Genomic DNA, 17,751 nt, shown 5'->3' with positions numbered 1-17,751 from the left:
TCTACTTCCTTCTCTCATGTCAATGATATTGCTTAAATGCGAATTTTAAGCTAAACCACTATAAACTTGTTATTTGAACTGAAAAAAGGCTCTCAAAATGGCTAAAGAAAAGTTTGAACGTACGAAACCGCACGTTAACGTTGGCACAATCGGTCACGTTGACCACGGTAAAACTACTTTAACTGCAGCAATCACTAACGTACTTGCAAAAGTATATGGTGGTGAAGCAAAAGACTTCGCATCAATCGATAACGCTCCAGAAGAGCGTGAGCGTGGTATCACAATCGCAACGTCACACGTAGAATATGACACTCCATCACGTCACTACGCGCACGTTGACTGTCCAGGACACGCTGACTACGTTAAAAACATGATCACTGGTGCTGCACAAATGGACGGCGCTATCTTAGTAGTAGCGGCGACAGACGGCCCAATGCCACAAACACGTGAGCACATCCTACTTTCACGTCAGGTTGGTGTACCTTACATCATCGTATTCATGAACAAATGTGACATGGTAGACGACGAAGAGTTACTAGAATTAGTAGAAATGGAAGTACGTGAACTACTTTCAGAATACGAATTCCCAGGTGATGACTTACCAGTAATTCAAGGTTCAGCTCTTAAAGCGCTTGAAGGCGAAAAAGAGTGGGAAGACAAGATTGTTGAGCTAGCTGGTCACTTAGATACTTATATCCCAGAGCCAGAGCGTGACATCGATAAGCCATTCATCATGCCTATCGAAGACGTATTCTCAATCCAAGGCCGTGGTACAGTAGTAACAGGTCGTGTAGAGCGCGGTATCATCAACACAGGTGACGAAGTAGAAATCGTAGGTATTAAAGAAACTACAACAACTACTTGTACTGGTGTAGAAATGTTCCGTAAGTTACTAGACGAAGGTCGTGCGGGTGAGAACATCGGTGCACTACTACGTGGTACTAAGCGTGAAGACGTAGAACGTGGTCAAGTACTAGCGAAGCCAGGTACAATTCAACCACACACAAAATTCACTTCAGAAGTATACGTACTTTCGAAAGATGAAGGTGGTCGTCATACACCATTCTTCAAAGGCTACCGTCCACAGTTCTACTTCCGTACAACTGACGTAACAGGTAACATCGAGTTACCAGAAGGCGTAGAAATGGTAATGCCAGGCGACAACATCAAGATGACAGTAGAGCTAATCTGCCCAATCGCGATGGACGAAGGTTTACGCTTCGCAATCCGTGAAGGTGGTCGTACTGTTGGTGCTGGTGTTGTAGCAACAATCGTAGAATAATTAGTTAGTAATAACTAAATGCAAAAGGCTCCTTCGGGAGCCTTTTTTGTGTCTAAAATTAAGAAGGGCTAACCAAAATCAAACACAAGCAGTTTAGTATTCGTACTTTGATGGTTTTTAAAGTGAATACTACTCTCGTCAATTAGCATAACGCCATCCCCTTGATTTAATTCAGTAGCATTTATTACGGCATTGCCTCTAATGACATGTATATATGCTTGTTTATTGTTGTTAAGGGGGAGACTGGTAGCTTGGCCTTTATTTAAAACTAATTGATATAACTTTATATTTTGTTTTATTTTCAAGCTTTCTTTTTCTCCGGTAGGAGAAGCGACTAAAGTAAAACCTGAATTTTCCCCAAAGTGACGTTGTTGGTAGCTAGGAGCGCCATTAAGGGTGTCAGGTGTTATCCAGATTTGAAGAAAACTGAGTGCGTGTGTTTTACTCTTATTATATTCACTATGACTAATGCCACTACCGGCTGACATTAACTGAAACTCACCTGCGGCAAGCGTGTGCTGATTACCTTCACTGTCTTTATGGATCATTTCGCCGTTAATCACGTAGCTAATGATCTCCATGTTACGGTGTGTATGAACATCGAACCCTGCGTTTGGCGCAACCCAATCATCATTGAGTACCCGCAAAGATGAAAAACCTGTGTAGTTAGGATCGTAATAATTCGCAAATGAAAAGGTATGAGCGCTTTTTAACCAACCAAAGTTGGTTGTGCCTCGCTCGTTAGCTTTTCTTACTTTGATCATGTTGAACCTCTATTTCTAGTTAAGTAATCATATAATTATATTGCTACTGAGTTGGATTAAAATGGCAATTAATCGTAGTTATACTGCTAAAAAATAGAAAGGTTTAGGCGCAGTCGTTCATAGAGGGTTTGAATTGTGTGAATAAGCTTGGTACGTTTACCAACACATTAATTTAGAGATATAAAATAGGTATCGCGTAGTGAGTCAATCAAAAAATGCAACTGCACATGATGAGCTTGAAGTGCGCATTGATAAGTGGTTATGGGCGGCTCGTTTTTTTAAAACGCGCTCGATTGCGCGCGAAATGGTGCAAGGGGGTAAAGTGCACTATAACGGTCAGCGAGTTAAGCCAAGTAAGGTAGTTGATGTTGGCGCAACCATTAAAATAACGACTGGCTTTGAAGAAAAAACCGTGGTGATTGATGTGATTACCGACAAGCGGCGCAATTTTACGTTTGCACAAACCATGTACACTGAAACGGAAGAAAGTATCGAACAACGTGAAAAGCGTGCAATTGCGCGTAAAAATAATACGTTATATTCTCCTCGACCAGAAACTAAACCAGACAAAAAGCAGCGTCGTGAGTTATTAAAAATAAAGCATCATGACTAATCGACATAGGCACATTAAAAAGTGCAGTTGGCTGAATTGTATTTGTGCAAACTGTAAAGTGATTTGGTAAAATGCGCCACGACTCAATATATGTAACATTCTACGCTAGAAATACTAGCGTGCAGCTATAGGTATCTATCATGCAAAACCCTGATTTACTTCATCGTTATATTTTTGACGACTTACACGTTCGTGGTGAGTTGGTTCAATTACATCAAAGTCTTGCAGATATCTTAGCCGGGCATGACTACCCAGACGCGATTAAAGTGCTATTAGCAGAGTTAATGGCGGCTACGTCACTGCTAACGGCCACTTTAAAATTTGAAGGTGATATTGCGGTACAGTTGCAAGGTGATGGGCCAGTAAAATACGCTGTTATAAATGGTAATCATCTGCAGCAAATGCGTGGTGTGGCAAGGTTAAATGAAAACGCTCAACTTCAGGGCGCAACTGCACACATTCCTTCGTTACTTGGTAATGGGCATATGGTCATTACCATCACACCGAAAAATGGCGAACGTTATCAAGGGGTGGTAGAGCTAACGGCGGATACCTTGGCGGAATGTTTAGAAAATTATTTTAAACAGTCTGAACAATTGGAAACCCGTTTATGGTTAGAAAGTGATACTGCGGCGAGTTCACCACGTGCAGGCGGGATGTTACTGCAAGTATTACCAGTAGAAAAACAACAATCTATTGAAGACTTTAGACACCTTGAAGCGCTAACGGAAACGATTACAAAAGACGAGCTACTGACATTAGAGCCTAATCAATTATTGACTCGTTTATATCACCAAGATAATCCGAAAGTATTTGAACCACAAAAAGTAAGCTTTGTGTGTGGCTGTTCACGCGAGAAATCCGAAGCTGCGATTATTAATTTAGGCCCTGCTGAAATTAATCAGTTGATTGAAGAGCAAGGCGCAATAGCCATTACTTGCGAATACTGTAATACCGCTTATCAGTTTAGTGAAGCGCAATTAAAAGCACTGTCTCAGCTACAATAAAAGTGTGGGTATTTGGCGCTATTCACTTTGGTTAATTTGTTCATGCAACCAATGTTTAGCGTCAGCTTTATTTTCAAAAAACGCGTACTGATCTCCTGCACGTTCATAAATATCGGCTAGATGTAGCTTGGCAAAATCAACGTGCTCACAATTTTCTAAAATGATGGCAATACCTTTGCGTCCGTGAAGAATATCATCTTTAACAAACTCAACTAATAATGCAGTGGCCTCAGGGGTATGAATTGGCGTACCGTGAAGAATGGCTAATACACCCCAAGGCTTATCTTTTAATTGCTTCGCTAACGGTGTTACGGCAGTACCTGAGGCTTGCAATGCTTCAGTATTCCATGGCCCAGTACCCTCTACGATTAAAATATTACCTTCAATCTCAAGTTTTAACTCACCATGCTCTTTAAATTCTGTCATATTACTTATGTTGAAAATTAATAAAAATTTGCGTTATATCTGCGTCCTAATCACAGTGTAGTATAGTAAAATTTATGAATTACAATGATTTTTAATTGAGCTTTAAAAAATTTCGTTTAGGCTAAATTTAAGGTGCAGTTGTGAGATTACATTATGGAGATGAGTCTTACGTTTTATGCATGGCGGTAAGTGATAGTGCGCTTAATTTACATGAGGGAATAATAAGATTTAATGAAAAAAGCTCAAATTTTAAGCTGGAAAGCCTTACTTTTGTTTTTGATTGTTGCCTTATCCAGTCATACAGCAGCACATATAGAAGCTAATAATGCAGTCACTAAGGCTACTAAGGTAACAGTATTTACCATAGGTGTGGAAGATGTCCCGTATTTTCCGTTATATGACTTCAACACTAATAAAGATACCTATGCACGCGAGTTATTAGATGCATTCGCGCAAGCTTATAACTATCAATTTAAGTATGTGGCGATGCCAATTAAGCGTTTTGATAAATGGTTATTAGATACCGATATCGATTTTAAATACCCTGACAATATTCGTTGGTTTAGTGACGCATCATTGCGTGATAAATTTACCATGAGCGACTCTACCATTGAGCTTCTAGCGGGCACCTTCACATCAAAAGAAGGGTTAGCGAAGCCTGTAAAGGAAAAGCATGTTTTTGGTACGTTATTTGGTTTTCACCCAACGTTGTGGATTGATGGTATCAAGAGAGGCCAAATTGAGCTGCATGAAGACACGTCTCCGAGAATTTTGGTGCAAAAAACACTGCACGGTCATATCCATGGTATCAATTTAGTGCCCGAGGTGATTAATTATCATTTGAATGCAATAAAGAATGGCGGGGAAATAAAGTTAGATAAGCGGTATCGTTATGAAGTGTATAGCTATCACTTATCAACTATTAAGCATCCTGATGTAATTAGGCAGTTTAATACATTTTTGAAGCAGAACGGCGTATTAATTGAACGGCTAAAAGCAAAGTATAATATTTTAAACCCGCACGAGCTGATAAATTCACATGAAGCACCATGATAATTCCACAGATTGAGCGCACATTTAATAAACAGCTTCCCTAATAGGGTAACTTACTGTATACTCCGCCACGAATTTAGATGGTAGTAGAATTTTTAACTGTACTGAGTATGTTTGGGCCAGCCATTCTAACGCGCACTTTCGTGAATAATTAAATAGAAATATTATTCACTCCACACTGACAAGCTTTGAAATTTATTCAAGTATCAGATTTTAGCGCAAAGACGGGACTCTCTTTTTAGTAGTGAATGCAAAGCTCATTATTCCTCTAGTCAAGTTATACAGCAGCCGAATGCTGACTGTCGCGGTGTAATTTCCATCTATTACACCACCCATTAATCCACAATTTAGAAAGTTGCACTATGCTTACCTTTGCATCCTGACTCTTCAGTATGGCGAAGTTAATTTTGTGCGCTTAAAACATAATCATGTCGAAATGTTTGTGAATACAGAAACACTGTAATGCACCATTCGAGATGTACAGATAAGGTATTATATACATGACTTCAGAACAGCCGACTCTATCCTTCCAAGATCTAGATTTGCCTGATTTTTTATTAAAAGCACTAGAAAAAGTTGGCTATGAAACACCGTCGCCTATTCAAGCTAAAAGTATTCCTGTTTTAATGGAAGGCCGCGATATTCTTGGTCAGGCACAAACAGGTACTGGTAAAACAGCAGCATTTGCTTTGCCATTACTTGCAAAAATTAATGTTAAAGATGCATTTCCACAATTACTGGTATTAGCGCCTACTCGTGAATTAGCGATTCAGGTTGCAGAAGCATTCCAAACATACTCTTCATTTATCAAAGGTTTTCATGTACTACCTATTTATGGTGGTCAGTCTTACGATACCCAAATTCGTGCATTAAAGCGCGGCGTTCACGTTGTAGTGGGTACGCCAGGACGTGTAATGGACCATATTCGTAAAGGTACGCTTAAGTTAGATCGCCTTCAGTCGTTAGTATTAGACGAAGCTGACGAAATGTTACGCATGGGCTTTATTGACGATGTTGACTGGATCCTTGAACACACACCAGCAGAGCGTCAAACGGCACTTTTCTCGGCAACGATGCCACAGCAAATCAAGAAAATTGCAACAAACCACTTGAATAATCCAACTGAAATTAAAATTGCAGCGAAAACGAGTACTGCAACTACAATTCGTCAACGTGTTTGGCAAATCGGTGGCATTCATAAATTAGACGCGCTAACACGTATTTTAGAAACGGAAGACTTTGATGGTGTGATCATTTTCGTTCGTACCAAAACAGCAACCGTTGAATTAAGCGAAAAATTAGAAGCGCGTGGATATGCAAGTGAGCCGTTAAATGGCGATATTGCACAAAAATCACGTGAGCGTACTGTTGAAAAATTAAAAGCGGGCAAACTAGATATTATCGTTGCAACTGACGTTGTTGCTCGTGGTCTTGATGTTGAGCGTATCAGTCACGTTATCAACTATGACATTCCATACGATGTTGAATCGTATGTTCACCGTATTGGTCGTACAGGTCGTGCAGGCCGTAAAGGTGACGCGATATTGTTTGCAGCTCCGCGTGAAAGACGTTTGCTTAAAGCAATTGAGCGTTCAACAAAGCAAACGATTGAAACAATGCAAATGCCTTCAGTAAGTGATATTAACTTACACCGCGTAAGCAAGTTTAAGCAACGTATTGTTGACTCAATTGGTGATGATGATTTAGCAACTTATAAGCAAGTTGTTGAAGAAGTATTGCACGACAACGAAGTAGACCCAGTGCACCTTGCAGCAGCAATTGCAAAATTAGTGCAGGGTAAAGAGCCACTATTTTTAAGTGAAAGTGCACGTGAGAAGAATTTCTCAAGTGAACGTCAAGACGATGATCGTGGCCGTCGTGGTCGTGATAGAGATCGCGGTGACCGTCCAGAGCGTGGCGAGCACAGAAGACAAGGTGTACCTTCAGCAACACCTAAGCCATTAAAAGACAACCCAGACATTCCAATGGAACGTTTCCGCGTAGAAGTGGGTCATAAAGATGGTGTTAAGCCTGGCAACCTTGTAGGTGCAATTGCTAATGAAGGAAACTTAGACAGTAAATTCATTGGTAACATTGAAATTTATGAAGGTTTCACATTAGTTGATTTACCAAAAGGTATGGACAAAGAAACGGCTCAAACGATAAAAGCGGCACGTGTATGTGGTCGTCGTTTGGAGTTACGTCCTTATACCGATAATGCGCCTTCATCGCCACGTCGTGAAGGTGGCAAGCGTAATGATAGCGGTAAACGTAGTGGCCCACGTGACGGAAATCGTCAAGGTGGTAACAAGCGTAAGCCTCGTAGTAATTCATAACTCAATTTAAGTTATAAATTACTGCTACACTCAGTATGACAATATTGCCATACTGAGTGTACTAACCCATAAAAAATGAATATAAATCAACTCTATCAACAGCTAACCCCTAATTCATCTCACCCCCCTGTAGAACAGTGGAACCCATCATTTTGTGGCGACATTGATATGCAAATTAAACACGATGGTACGTGGTACTATATGGGCACACCCATCACACGGCTTAACATGGTGTCGTTATTTGCTTCGGTGTTGATATGTGATGAGACGCACACGCCAGAAAAGTATTACCTCATTACACCTGTGGAAAAAGTGGGCATTCAAGTTGAAGATGTGCCTTTTGTGGTTACTGATTGGCAATTACTCTCTACTAAAAATGGTCAGGTGATTGAATACACAACCAATTTAGGGGATAAGGGAATAATCAATAAGGACAACCCGTTAACTACTGCTTTTTCAAGTTACTTTAACGAGAGCAAAAGTTACGTAACGGTGAGACGAAATCTAAGAGCAGTGCTTCATAGGAATGTGTTTTATCAGATGATAGAGCAAGGCCATGAAAAGCAAATTAATGGTCAGAAACATTGGGTCATTACCAGTGATGATGAAGACTTTTCGCTTGGCTTGATGGATTAATCTTTATAACGTGCCAATAACTACAGTGAAAGCTGAGCGAATAAAAACAACAGACTCCATTTTAAAAGTATCTAATATGCGAAGGTTTGTTACAATTTAAACTAAATAGAAAGAAAAAATAAGAATACATGCCTAACCAGGATCCATATCATAACCGCGAAAAAGAAAAATACGACAATCCCGTGCCAAGTCGCGAGTTTATTATTTCCCTCCTTGAACAACACGATAAGCCATTAGGTTTTGATGACATCGCCGTTGTGCTAAAAGTGTTCGACGACGAACGATTATTTGCCTTGAAGAAACGCCTTCGCGCAATGGAGCGTGACGGACAAGTTGTGTATGCAAAAAACAACCGATACGGTTTGCCCGATAAAATGGACCTAGTAAAAGGTCGGGTTATCGGCCACCGCGATGGCTTTGGTTTTTTAAATGTAGAAGGTGAAAGCAAAGACTGGTTTTTACCAGCTCATCAAATGGAACAAGTTATCCACGGGGATTATGTGCTTGCCAAAGCGGGGAAGCGCCAAGGAAATAAAACAGAAGCCCGCATTGTACGGATTCTTGAGCAGCGTGATGAAGTGATCGTAGGGCGTCTTGTAGTCGAGCATGGTGTTGCATACGTAAGACCAGAAGACAGCAGAATAACCCATGACATTATTATTCGTCCTGGTGGCGAGAAAGAAGCTGCACATGGCCAAGTGGTTTCCGTCGAAATTACTCAGCGGCCAACGCGTAGAATGCATCCTGTTGGCAAAATAGTTGATGTGATTGGGCAACATATGGCACCAGGCCTTGAAATTGAGGTGGCGTTACGCAATCACGATATTCCCCATGAATGGCCAGAGGCAGTTGATAAACAAGTTAATGCGCTTGATGATGAAGTGCCTGAAAGTGCAAAGCAAGCCCGTATCGATTTACGCCATTTGCCCTTAGTCACTATTGATGGTGAAGATGCCAGAGACTTTGATGATGCAGTCTATTGCGAACCGAAAACATCGGGTGGTTGGCGCCTATGGGTAGCGATTGCTGATGTATCCTCGTATGTCACTTATCAATCGGCACTAGATAAAGAAGCAATTTCACGCGGTACTTCGGTCTACTTTCCTGAGAAAGTGATCCCCATGTTGCCTGAAAAACTGTCGAATGGATTATGCTCACTCAATCCTTTGGTAGATCGGTTATGTATGGTGTGTGAAATGACAGTGAGTGCTAATGGTAAGCTATCAGGCTATAAATTCTATGAAGCCACCATGCAATCTAAAGCGCGATTCACTTACACCAAAGTTGGAGCAATCTTGGAAGGTGATGAAGCGTTACGCCAAGAATATGCCGATTTTGTGCCTCATTTAACGCACCTCCATGAAATGTACCAAGCACTTAAATCTACACGTACTGAACGCGGTGCAATCGAATTTGAAACCGTTGAAACACGCTTTGTATTTAATGAACAGCGAAAAATAGCGCGTATTGAGCCAGTACACCGAAATGATGCACATAAGCTGATTGAAGAGTGCATGATCTTAGCAAATGTGTCAGCAGCCAGATTTTTAGAAAAGCATGAAGCGTATGGCTTATTCCGTGTTCACGATAAACCCGACGAAGAAAAATTATCCAATTTCCGTGGGTTCTTAGGCGAGCTTGGTATTGAAACGCGGCTGTCATTGACTCCTGAGCCTAAAGAGCTGACTGAAGAGTTACAACGCGTCTCTGAGCGGGATGAAATCGACTTAATTCAAGTCATGTTATTGCGCTCCATGAAGCAAGCTGTATATCAAAGTGACAACATTGGGCACTTTGGTTTAGCGCTTCCTGCCTATGCTCATTTTACTTCGCCGATTCGTCGTTATCCTGATCTCGTTGTTCATCGAGCCATTAAGGGTATTTTAAAACACCAAGGCCAACAAACAACGGGTGCCCATGCATATAGTGAAGAAGAGGTATTGCAATTAGGTGAGTCATGCTCAATGGCAGAGCGCCGAGCTGATGATGCCACCCGTGAAGTGTCTGATTGGCTAAAGTGCGAGTTCATGCAAGATCATATTGGTGATGAGTTTGATGGGGTTGTTGCGTCAGTCACCAATTTTGGTTTATTCGTTCGAATCAATGATCTGATGATAGATGGCTTAGTGCATGTGACATCATTAAAAAATGATTACTATCATTTTGATGGTGCGAAACAAATGTTGATTGGCGAAGCCTCTCGGGTTGTTTACAAGTTAGGGGATAAAGTATCTATTCGTGTTGCTTCCGTAAATCTAGATGATCGTAAAATAGATTTTGTATTAACCGGTGATTCTGCTCCACAGCGCACTAAGTCTAAAATAAGAAGTAGAAAAAGCTTATCTGATGATGAAAGTAAGTCTACGAGCAATAAAGATAAAAAGCGAAAAGGCAGAAGAAAAGGCAAGGGAAGCGGGCAGGCTCGCACCAGTGCAAACGAGCAAACAAGTAAAAGCACCAAGAAGAAAAGCCCGCGTAAAAAAAGTAGCGTAAAAACAGGTGTAAAAAAGTCATCTGCAGGTAAGGCAAAAAAGCGTCCTGGTAAAAATGCTCGAAAGCGCACAGCTGATTAAATTTAAGTATAAATTTGTAATTGAAAACGTTGTAAACACCAAAAGATAGAGAACCGTATGAGTAACCAAGAATTAATTTATGGATTCCACGCCGTTGAAGCAATTTTAGCTAGAGAGCCAGAGCGCTTTATTGAAATATATGCGTTAAAAGGACGTAGTGATGACAGGCTGAATCCGTTAATCAGTAAACTTAGAAAATTTGGTGTGTCGGTACAGTTTATGACGCGTAAAACAATGGATGATAAATCTAAAGGTGAGCAGCACCAAGGTATTATTGCTCGTGTAAAACAAGGAAAGCAATTTAACGAAAGCGACTTAGATCATATTTTAGAAACGAAAAAGTCTCCTTTCCTTCTGATTTTAGACGGCGTTACCGATCCACATAATTTAGGTGCTTGTTTGCGTAGTGCCGACGCAGCTGGAGTAGACGCTGTGATTGTGCCTAAAGACAAGTCGGCAAAAATAACTGCAACAACGCGTAAAGTGGCGTGCGGAGCTGCAGAAACGATCCCATTAATACAAGTTACCAATTTAGCGCGTTCTATGCGTACGATACAAGAAGCGGGTGTATGGATTACAGGCACGGCGGGTGAAACCGATCAACACTTGTTTGATGTTGATTTAAAAGGACCAACCGCAATTGTCATGGGCGCAGAAGGTGATGGCATGCGTCGTTTAACACGAGAACATTGTGATCAGTTAGTTAAAATTCCAATGCAAGGTACGGTTTCTAGCTTGAATGTGTCGGTTGCAACGGGTATTTGTTTATTTGAAGTATTACGCCAGCGCTTGGGGTAGACAATTATTCGCACCATATTCCAAGGAAGTATATGCATACTTCCTTTTCATTTAGCTTATTGACGTTGTGTGCCTTTAGTTGAAGCCAGTCGTACACCATCAACGACACTAAAAATATCAAATGGGCGTTGTAGAGCTTTACAATTGATAAGTTTTTCCTGATCTTTAGCAGCCAAACTATCGAACATCAACTTTGCTTCAAATGTTTGGGGGGTGGTGATGGGGAGCATCGTTTGCCATACATCAAAAAACTTTAAAGTATGCTCGTCTACACCTTCAATATTTTGCTCTAGTACTTTATATTCATGCCGCATATTTCTTTCTGTTGTCAGCAGTTGTAATACTTCTAGTTGCAACGACTTAGAGCACTTTAACTCATGAAGGTTGTTTATATGCATTAGTCCATCAATTGTGCTTTCAGTTAGTTCGCACTTTGATATTTCATTAGTGGTAATAGTGGCACGCTGATGTTTAGCTTCACATTGCTCTATTGCGGTAGTTAACTCACCAAGTTTAATAATCAGGTTCTGTGCAAGGGCAACGTAAATATCTTTATTCGTTTGTTCGAGTGCAGATGATGAACTAGCGAACATTAGCGTAAATAATACAATCAAGCTTTTGTGCGGAAACATATTGCTAACTTCCTCAAAATTGGCTTTCACTTCCATTAGTGCGTAGTGAGGCGGATGAGGCTATTGGTATAATTTTTTTTCTAGCAACTTTATCAAGTCCTTCTATACTTTTGCTAATATTGCTCCAATCTGTAGAGCCCTTCGCGGCTAAAAAGCGTTTACTTGCAGAACGGCTAAATAAAGATAAGATATTTCCAAAGATTATAGCGCCTTTACCTATCAAAGCGGTTTGAAGAACCTCTTTGATAATGCTTAACTGCTCTTTACTGTAGTCACTTAAATCTACTTGTGATTCTAAGGTGCATCCTGACATTGCTTCCTCATTAACTTTTTAATCGAAATATAGAAACAAATATATAAACATTATTTTAAATTTGTGTAAATGTCATTTTCTACGCTACAAAAAACATATCTGTTTAATCATCTATTAGTATTGCCTCACTTGGCGGAATAACGTACAATGCGCGCCCTTATCAGCCAATTAATTGTTTCCTTGCCTTAGCGATAGTTTGGCTGAGCTATCTAAAGAGGCTACTTAAACCGAAAGGATCCAAAATGCGTCATTACGAAATCGTATTTATGGTTCACCCTGATCAGAGTGAGCAAGTATCTGGTATGATCGAGCGTTATACTGGTACTATCAAAGAAGCTGGTGGTACTATCCATCGTTTAGAAGACTGGGGTCGCCGTCAACTAGCTTATCCTATCCTTAAGCTTCACAAAGCACACTACGTTTGCATGAACGTAGAAGCTAATGCTGAAACTATCGACGAGCTTGAAACTACTTTCCGTTACAACGATGCGGTACTACGTAACATGGTTATGCGTACTAAATCAGCTGTAACTGAAGCGTCTCCTTTTGCTAAAGAAAAAGACGCGCGTGATTCTCGTGATACTCGTGATACTCGCGAAGTGAAAAAAGACGTTGTTGCTGAAACTAAAGAAGAGACAGCAGCAGAATAATTTGTGATGGACAATTGGTATGTGTTAACCGGAACGGTTTGCAAAACACCCATGCGTTCAACAAGCCCGGCGGGTATTCCTCATTGCAAATTTGTATTGGAACACCAGTCGCAACAACTTGAAGCAGGTATGCAACGAAAAGCGTACTTAAGAATGCAAGTGGTTGTTAGTGGCGAAGCATCACAACATTATACTCAAGCATTAGATGTTGGCAGTGTACTAAGAGTGGCTGGATTTTTAAACAGACACGAATCCAAACAAGGTAACCCACTGCTGGTATTACATGCACAACAGATAGAAAGATTAAGTTAGGAGAGTGTTTCATGGCACGTTACTTCCGTCGTCGTAAATTCTGCCGTTTTAAAGCAGAAGGCGTACAAGAAATTGATTATAAAGATCTAGCTACTTTAAGAAACTATGTAACTGAAAGTGGTAAAATCGTACCTAGCCGTATTACAGGTACTTCAGCTAAATACCAACGTCAACTTGCTCGCGCAATCAAACGTGCACGTTATTTAGCACTATTACCATACACTGATTTACATAATCAGTAATAGTTAACCCATATTACTAGAGGTAGCAAGATGGAAATCATTCTACTAGACAAAATCGCTAACTTAGGCGGTTTGGGTGATCAGGTAGCAGTAAAAGCGGGTTACGCACGTAACTTTCTTTTCCCACAAGGTAAAGCTGTACCTGCCACTAAAGCAAATGTTGAAAAATTTGAAGCACGTCGTGCAGAACTAGAAGCTAAGTTAGCTGAAGAGTTAACAGCTGCTGAAGGCCGCGCTGAAAAACTTCAGTCACTAAATGATGTGACTATCGTTTCTAAAGCAGGTGATGAAGGCAAGCTATTCGGTTCTATCGGTACTCGTGACATCGCTGATGCGATCACTGAAGCGGGTGTTGAAGTAACTAAAGCTGAAGTTAAACTTCCTTTAGGTGCTATTCGTGAAACTGGCGAATACGACATTGCTATTCAGCTACACGCTGACGTAACTACTAACGTTAAAGTTGCAGTAATTGCTGAAGCTTAATTAGTTGTTATGTAATGAGCTATATCGCGCAGGTATAGCTCATTAAAAAAGCCGTATTTATTCATTTAAATACGGCTTTTTTGTATTTAGCGTTTGTACTTAGTACATGAAAAGTTACAGCTTCGACTCTACAAAGGCGCACAGGCTACCAAAGCTTTCAAATGTTTCTGCGCTAATTTCATCGTCTTCTACATAAATATCGAATGTTTCTTCAATAGAGGTAATCACGGTGACTACTGCCATTGAATCGAATTCAGGAATAGAACCGAGTAATAAGTCATCCTCATTGAAAGTTGTAGATTCATCTAATTGCAGTGTTTCAATTAGGATTTTTTGAACATGGGTATTTACTGACATCGCGCTTTCCATGAAGTAAGCGGCCAACATTTAGTCGACCAAATTAAGAAACAGGTTAAGATATTAGGGCGTGCCCTAGTTTATTTTTTAAATAAGCTAATGAAAACCATTATGCTTATTTTCTAAACGCGTTATTATACGTAATTGGTAAATTAAGTGAATCATAAATAATTAGCTTAAATACAAGACTTGGTTTTGGCGCTTCAAGCAGCGTCACAATACAATTTTTTGTTGTTTAAGTGATCTCTACAGCACCCTAATTGGTGGCCACAAATATATCGAATGGACGTTAAACGGAATGATTACATTTGTACATGATCTTATTTTAGCTGGCGCGACACAATTTAAAGATAATATTGCATTAAAACATAAAGATACTGATGTGAGTTATCAGGCGTTATCCCAAAACATTCAACGCTTTGCTCAAGGTATTTCAGCACTTGGCTTGCAGCCACAAGAGCGAGTAGCAGTATTTCTTCCTAAACTCCCACAAACGATATACGCATTTTTTGGGACTTCCCTAGCGGGCGGGGTATTTGTGCCAGTGAACCCTGTCTTAAAAGCCGAGCAAGTTAAGCATATTTTAAATGACTGTAATGTTCGAGTGCTGGTCACCAGCAAAGATAGATTGAAAGCCCTTTCTAGCATTTTAAGCGAGTGCCAAGACTTAAAAGAAATTATCTTAATTGATGATGAAGCCAGTGAATTTGCAGGTCATATTCGCGTGTCTCACTTTGATAATTTACCGCTATCGAACGTTTCCCACAGCCCAGTAACTGATAATCAAATGGCGGCTATTTTATATACCTCAGGTAGTACAGGTAAACCAAAAGGTGTGGTGATCTCGCACCGTAATATGGTGGTAGGCGCCCAAAGTGTTTCCACGTATTTAGAAAATACAGCAGAAGATAATATTTTAGCGATTTTGCCACTGAGCTTTGACTATGGGTTGAGTCAGTTAACGTCTGCCTTCAACGTGGGAGCTACGGCAGTATTACTGGATTACTTTTTAGCTAACGACGTTGTTAAGGCGGTAGAAAAATACAGTATTACTGGTATCGCAGCCGTACCGCCTTTATGGATGCAACTCACTAAGTTAAATTGGCCAAAAGAAGTAGCAGGTTCAGTTCGATATTTTACAAATAGCGGTGGCGCTATGCCAGAACCCTTGCTAGCCAGTTTACGAGATATTTTTCATCAAGCCAGCCCTTACCTGATGTACGGTTTAACGGAAGCATTCCGTTCTACATATTTACCACCACAAGATGTAGACAGTAAGCCAGGTTCGATGGGCAAAGCTATTCCTAATGCAAAAGTGATTGTGGTAAATGATGATGGCGACGAGTGTGTAGCGAATGAGCCGGGCGAATTAGTTCATTTAGGTCCACTGGTTAGTTTAGGTTATTGGAACGCCCCCGAAAAAACTGCTGAACGGTTTAAGTTAGCACCAACGAAGTTACCAGAATTATGCTTGCCTGAGTACGCTGTTTGGAGTGGCGATAGGGTGAAAAAAGATGAAGATGGCTATTTATATTTTGTTGGTAGAAAAGACGAAATGATAAAGACATCAGGCTATCGTGTTAGCCCAAATGAAATAGAAGAAGAAATTTACCAATTAGATGCCAATATTCATGAAGTGGCTGCGTTTGGTGTGACTCATCCAACATTAGGGCAAGCCATAGTTGTTACATTAACGGCAGGGGCCGAGGTAACAGAAGGCGTCATTATGAAAGCATGTAAAAAGCAATTACCAAACTTTATGGTGCCTCATAAAATTGTGTTTATGGACAAGCTTCCACGCAACGCCAATGGTAAAATAGACCGCACATTATTGTCTCAACAACATAAGGAAGCTTTCGTTAATGGTTAACTTAGCAGCAGGCAGCCAAACAACTACAAAAAAAGTGGCGCCTATACATCAGCAAATGGATCAGTTTGCAGTACAAGATCAGCAGCTTTTAATCGCTGGATTTAAGTTAGACGAAATTGCCCGCTTGATTAACCAAGACGTATTTTATGCCTACGATCTTAATGTTATAGAAAAACAGATTGAGAACTTTAAACAACACATCCCCCAATCTATTAAGTTGCATTACGCTATTAAAGCAAATCCATACCCTGCGTTAGTCAATGCGATGGTGACCAAGGTGGATGGCTTTGATGTTGCCTCGCACAAAGAAATGTTATTAGCATTACAAAGTGGTATGCCAGCAAGTGAAATTAGCTTTGCAGGGCCTGCCAAGCAAGAAGTAGAGATCACTGCTGCAATTGAGGCTGGTATTACATTGCATGTAGAGTCGTTAACAGAGCTTGAACGTGCGATCAGTTTAAGCAAGTGCACCAATAAACAAGCTAAAATAGCATTTCGGGTCAATCCTGCGTTTGAGCTAAAGGGTGCAGGAATGAAAATGGGTGGTGGCCCTAAACAGTTTGGTATTGATGAAGAGATCCTGCTCGATAAATTACCCAAGATGGATTTTAGCCAGTTTGAATTTGTTGGTTTTCATATTTTTTGGGGTTCGCAGAATTTAAAACCTGACGCCATCATGAATGCGCACAATTGCACGTTCGAATTAGCTGATCGGTTGTGCGCTGTCACACCTGTTAAAGTGAAAACCATTAATATTGGTGGCGGTTTCGGTGTTCCTTACTTTGCCGGAGAGACACGTCTTAATTTAGCGCCAATAGGCGAGAACCTGAGCTCACTACTTACCCAATATTCGCAATTAACAGAGCTTGAGCTTGTAATTGAACTGGGTCGATATTTAGTGGCTGAAGCGGGGATATATGCGTGTAAAGTGACAGACATTAAAACGTCTCGCGGCCATACTTATATTATGACGAACGGTGGTTTACATCATCATTTGTCTAACTCAGGTAACTTTGGCCAAGTTATTCGCAAAAACTACCCAGTAGCAATTGCTAATAAAATGAATGAAGCAGTGATTCAAGAACCTGTATCTGTGGTAGGGCCATTGTGTACCCCGTTAGACACACTTGCGGATAAGTTCAAACTTCCGCAGGCAGAAATAGGCGATTGGTTTGTGGTATATCAATCAGGAGCTTATGGTGCAACAGCCAGTCCGCAAGACTTTTTGGGGCATCCACACGTCACAGAGATCTTATTGTAGTAACTTGCGCAATACTCACTTGTGCGTGATATTGCAACAACGAAATGTCCTCATTAATGAAAACAGCCCCATTGGGGCTGTTTTGCTAATACAAACAAAAAAGTAACGCGAAGCAAATCACGCACAAATTCATTGCTAACCCA

Annotated in this window: 19 protein-coding genes; 14 read left to right on the top strand and 5 right to left on the bottom strand. The window is 40.6% G+C overall.

Features of this window, described 5'->3' with window-relative positions; translation table 11 throughout:
• The first annotated feature begins 97 nt into the window (after positions 1-97).
• Entirely contained in the window at positions 98-1,282 is a 1,185-nt protein-coding gene (gene tuf, locus HUU81_RS15435) for an elongation factor Tu (RefSeq protein WP_199609801.1), read from the top strand.
• A gap of 68 nt (positions 1,283-1,350) precedes the next feature.
• On the opposite strand, the gene HUU81_RS15430 is transcribed toward tuf, so the two are convergent.
• Positions 1,351-2,046, bottom strand: a complete 696-nt coding sequence (locus HUU81_RS15430) for a pirin family protein (protein WP_199609800.1) — start codon at positions 2,044-2,046, stop codon at positions 1,351-1,353.
• Positions 2,047-2,245: 199 nt separating this feature from the next.
• Here HUU81_RS15430 and hslR point away from each other — a divergent pair, with 199 nt between their 5' ends.
• Both hslR and hslO read left to right on the top strand, forming a co-directional pair.
• Positions 2,246-2,659, top strand: coding sequence for a ribosome-associated heat shock protein Hsp15 (hslR, locus tag HUU81_RS15425; protein WP_199609799.1), 414 nt, complete (start codon positions 2,246-2,248; stop codon positions 2,657-2,659).
• Positions 2,660-2,799: 140 nt separating this feature from the next.
• A complete protein-coding gene (gene hslO / locus HUU81_RS15420) occupies positions 2,800-3,666 on the top strand; it encodes an Hsp33 family molecular chaperone HslO (RefSeq protein WP_199609798.1) in 867 nt (288 codons plus the stop codon).
• A gap of 18 nt (positions 3,667-3,684) precedes the next feature.
• On the opposite strand, the gene HUU81_RS15415 is transcribed toward hslO, so the two are convergent.
• Positions 3,685-4,092: a hypothetical protein gene (locus HUU81_RS15415; protein WP_199609797.1), complete on the bottom strand. Its 408-nt coding sequence runs from the start codon at positions 4,090-4,092 to the stop codon at positions 3,685-3,687.
• A gap of 231 nt (positions 4,093-4,323) precedes the next feature.
• Between HUU81_RS15415 and HUU81_RS15410 the strand changes: the two genes are divergently transcribed.
• From HUU81_RS15410 to rlmB, 5 genes are all read left to right on the top strand, one after another.
• Positions 4,324-5,145 carry a hypothetical protein gene (locus tag HUU81_RS15410; protein WP_199609796.1) on the top strand — a complete coding sequence of 274 codons (822 nt, stop codon included), beginning with the start codon at positions 4,324-4,326 and terminating at the stop codon, positions 5,143-5,145.
• A gap of 500 nt (positions 5,146-5,645) precedes the next feature.
• Positions 5,646-7,481, top strand: a complete 1,836-nt coding sequence (locus HUU81_RS15405; protein ID WP_199609795.1) for a DEAD/DEAH box helicase — start codon at positions 5,646-5,648, stop codon at positions 7,479-7,481.
• Between the two features lie 75 nt (positions 7,482-7,556).
• Positions 7,557-8,117, top strand: a complete 561-nt coding sequence (locus tag HUU81_RS15400) for a DUF1285 domain-containing protein (RefSeq protein ID WP_199609794.1) — start codon at positions 7,557-7,559, stop codon at positions 8,115-8,117.
• Between the two features lie 128 nt (positions 8,118-8,245).
• Positions 8,246-10,690, top strand: coding sequence for a ribonuclease R (gene rnr, locus HUU81_RS15395; RefSeq protein WP_199609793.1), 2,445 nt, complete (start codon positions 8,246-8,248; stop codon positions 10,688-10,690).
• A 57-nt stretch (positions 10,691-10,747) separates the two neighbouring features.
• A complete protein-coding gene (gene rlmB / locus HUU81_RS15390) occupies positions 10,748-11,488 on the top strand; it encodes a 23S rRNA (guanosine(2251)-2'-O)-methyltransferase RlmB (protein ID WP_199609792.1) in 741 nt (246 codons plus the stop codon).
• A 56-nt stretch (positions 11,489-11,544) separates the two neighbouring features.
• Here the strand turns inward: rlmB and HUU81_RS15385 are convergent, their stop codons facing one another.
• Positions 11,545-12,120 (bottom strand): hypothetical protein, encoded by a 576-nt coding sequence (locus tag HUU81_RS15385; RefSeq protein ID WP_199609791.1) that lies wholly within the window; start codon positions 12,118-12,120, stop codon positions 11,545-11,547.
• 13 nt (positions 12,121-12,133) lie between these two features.
• Positions 12,134-12,433 (bottom strand): hypothetical protein, encoded by a 300-nt coding sequence (locus tag HUU81_RS15380; protein ID WP_199609790.1) that lies wholly within the window; start codon positions 12,431-12,433, stop codon positions 12,134-12,136.
• 242 nt (positions 12,434-12,675) lie between these two features.
• On the opposite strand from HUU81_RS15380, the gene rpsF reads away from it, so the two are divergent.
• The 4 genes from rpsF to rplI are packed head-to-tail and all read left to right on the top strand — an operon-like array spanning position 12,676 to position 14,120.
• Entirely contained in the window at positions 12,676-13,083 is a 408-nt protein-coding gene (gene rpsF, locus HUU81_RS15375) for a 30S ribosomal protein S6 (protein ID WP_199609789.1), read from the top strand.
• Between the two features lie 6 nt (positions 13,084-13,089).
• Complete coding sequence (priB, locus tag HUU81_RS15370; RefSeq protein WP_199612103.1) at positions 13,090-13,395, top strand: primosomal replication protein N; 306 nt, start codon at positions 13,090-13,092, stop codon at positions 13,393-13,395.
• An 11-nt stretch (positions 13,396-13,406) separates the two neighbouring features.
• Entirely contained in the window at positions 13,407-13,637 is a 231-nt protein-coding gene (gene rpsR, locus HUU81_RS15365; RefSeq protein WP_199609788.1) for a 30S ribosomal protein S18, read from the top strand.
• Positions 13,638-13,667: 30 nt separating this feature from the next.
• A complete protein-coding gene (gene rplI / locus HUU81_RS15360) occupies positions 13,668-14,120 on the top strand; it encodes a 50S ribosomal protein L9 (RefSeq protein ID WP_199609787.1) in 453 nt (150 codons plus the stop codon).
• A gap of 114 nt (positions 14,121-14,234) precedes the next feature.
• Here rplI and HUU81_RS15355 read toward each other — a convergent pair whose 3' ends face one another.
• Positions 14,235-14,477 carry an acyl carrier protein gene (locus HUU81_RS15355; RefSeq protein WP_199609786.1) on the bottom strand — a complete coding sequence of 81 codons (243 nt, stop codon included), beginning with the start codon at positions 14,475-14,477 and terminating at the stop codon, positions 14,235-14,237.
• Positions 14,478-14,775: 298 nt separating this feature from the next.
• Between HUU81_RS15355 and HUU81_RS15350 the strand changes: the two genes are divergently transcribed.
• Positions 14,776-16,347: an acyl-CoA ligase (AMP-forming), exosortase A system-associated gene (locus tag HUU81_RS15350; RefSeq protein ID WP_199609785.1), complete on the top strand. Its 1,572-nt coding sequence runs from the start codon at positions 14,776-14,778 to the stop codon at positions 16,345-16,347.
• A complete protein-coding gene (locus HUU81_RS15345; protein WP_199609784.1) occupies positions 16,340-17,608 on the top strand; it encodes a pyridoxal-dependent decarboxylase, exosortase A system-associated in 1,269 nt (422 codons plus the stop codon). The genes HUU81_RS15350 and HUU81_RS15345 overlap by 8 nt, the downstream gene beginning before the upstream one ends.
• The last annotated feature ends 143 nt before the right edge of the window (positions 17,609-17,751 follow it).

It is taken from the genome of Flocculibacter collagenilyticus (assembly GCF_016469335.1).
Classification (GTDB): domain Bacteria; phylum Pseudomonadota; class Gammaproteobacteria; order Enterobacterales; family Alteromonadaceae; genus Flocculibacter; species Flocculibacter collagenilyticus.
The sequence above is the reverse complement of the archived record's forward strand: the minus strand, read 5'-3'. Positions and strand labels throughout refer to the sequence as shown.

What these genes read in the sequence shown, in the direction of transcription:
- tuf (WP_199609801.1), top strand. Translation starts at nt 98, where the DNA reads ATGGCTAAAGAAAAGTTTGAACGTACGAAACCGCACGTTAACGTTGGC.
- HUU81_RS15430 (WP_199609800.1), bottom strand. Translation starts at nt 2,046, where the DNA reads ATGATCAAAGTAAGAAAAGCTAACGAGCGAGGCACAACCAACTTTGGT.
- hslO (WP_199609798.1), top strand. Translation starts at nt 2,800, where the DNA reads ATGCAAAACCCTGATTTACTTCATCGTTATATTTTTGACGACTTACAC.
- HUU81_RS15415 (WP_199609797.1), bottom strand. Translation starts at nt 4,092, where the DNA reads ATGACAGAATTTAAAGAGCATGGTGAGTTAAAACTTGAGATTGAAGGT.
- HUU81_RS15410 (WP_199609796.1), top strand. Translation starts at nt 4,324, where the DNA reads ATGAAAAAAGCTCAAATTTTAAGCTGGAAAGCCTTACTTTTGTTTTTG.
- HUU81_RS15405 (WP_199609795.1), top strand. Translation starts at nt 5,646, where the DNA reads ATGACTTCAGAACAGCCGACTCTATCCTTCCAAGATCTAGATTTGCCT.
- HUU81_RS15400 (WP_199609794.1), top strand. Translation starts at nt 7,557, where the DNA reads ATGAATATAAATCAACTCTATCAACAGCTAACCCCTAATTCATCTCAC.
- rnr (WP_199609793.1), top strand. Translation starts at nt 8,246, where the DNA reads ATGCCTAACCAGGATCCATATCATAACCGCGAAAAAGAAAAATACGAC.
- rlmB (WP_199609792.1), top strand. Translation starts at nt 10,748, where the DNA reads ATGAGTAACCAAGAATTAATTTATGGATTCCACGCCGTTGAAGCAATT.
- HUU81_RS15385 (WP_199609791.1), bottom strand. Translation starts at nt 12,120, where the DNA reads ATGTTTCCGCACAAAAGCTTGATTGTATTATTTACGCTAATGTTCGCT.
- HUU81_RS15380 (WP_199609790.1), bottom strand. Translation starts at nt 12,433, where the DNA reads ATGTCAGGATGCACCTTAGAATCACAAGTAGATTTAAGTGACTACAGT.
- rpsF (WP_199609789.1), top strand. Translation starts at nt 12,676, where the DNA reads ATGCGTCATTACGAAATCGTATTTATGGTTCACCCTGATCAGAGTGAG.
- priB (WP_199612103.1), top strand. Translation starts at nt 13,090, where the DNA reads ATGGACAATTGGTATGTGTTAACCGGAACGGTTTGCAAAACACCCATG.
- rpsR (WP_199609788.1), top strand. Translation starts at nt 13,407, where the DNA reads ATGGCACGTTACTTCCGTCGTCGTAAATTCTGCCGTTTTAAAGCAGAA.
- rplI (WP_199609787.1), top strand. Translation starts at nt 13,668, where the DNA reads ATGGAAATCATTCTACTAGACAAAATCGCTAACTTAGGCGGTTTGGGT.
- HUU81_RS15355 (WP_199609786.1), bottom strand. Translation starts at nt 14,477, where the DNA reads ATGTCAGTAAATACCCATGTTCAAAAAATCCTAATTGAAACACTGCAA.
- HUU81_RS15350 (WP_199609785.1), top strand. Translation starts at nt 14,776, where the DNA reads ATGATTACATTTGTACATGATCTTATTTTAGCTGGCGCGACACAATTT.
- HUU81_RS15345 (WP_199609784.1), top strand. Translation starts at nt 16,340, where the DNA reads ATGGTTAACTTAGCAGCAGGCAGCCAAACAACTACAAAAAAAGTGGCG.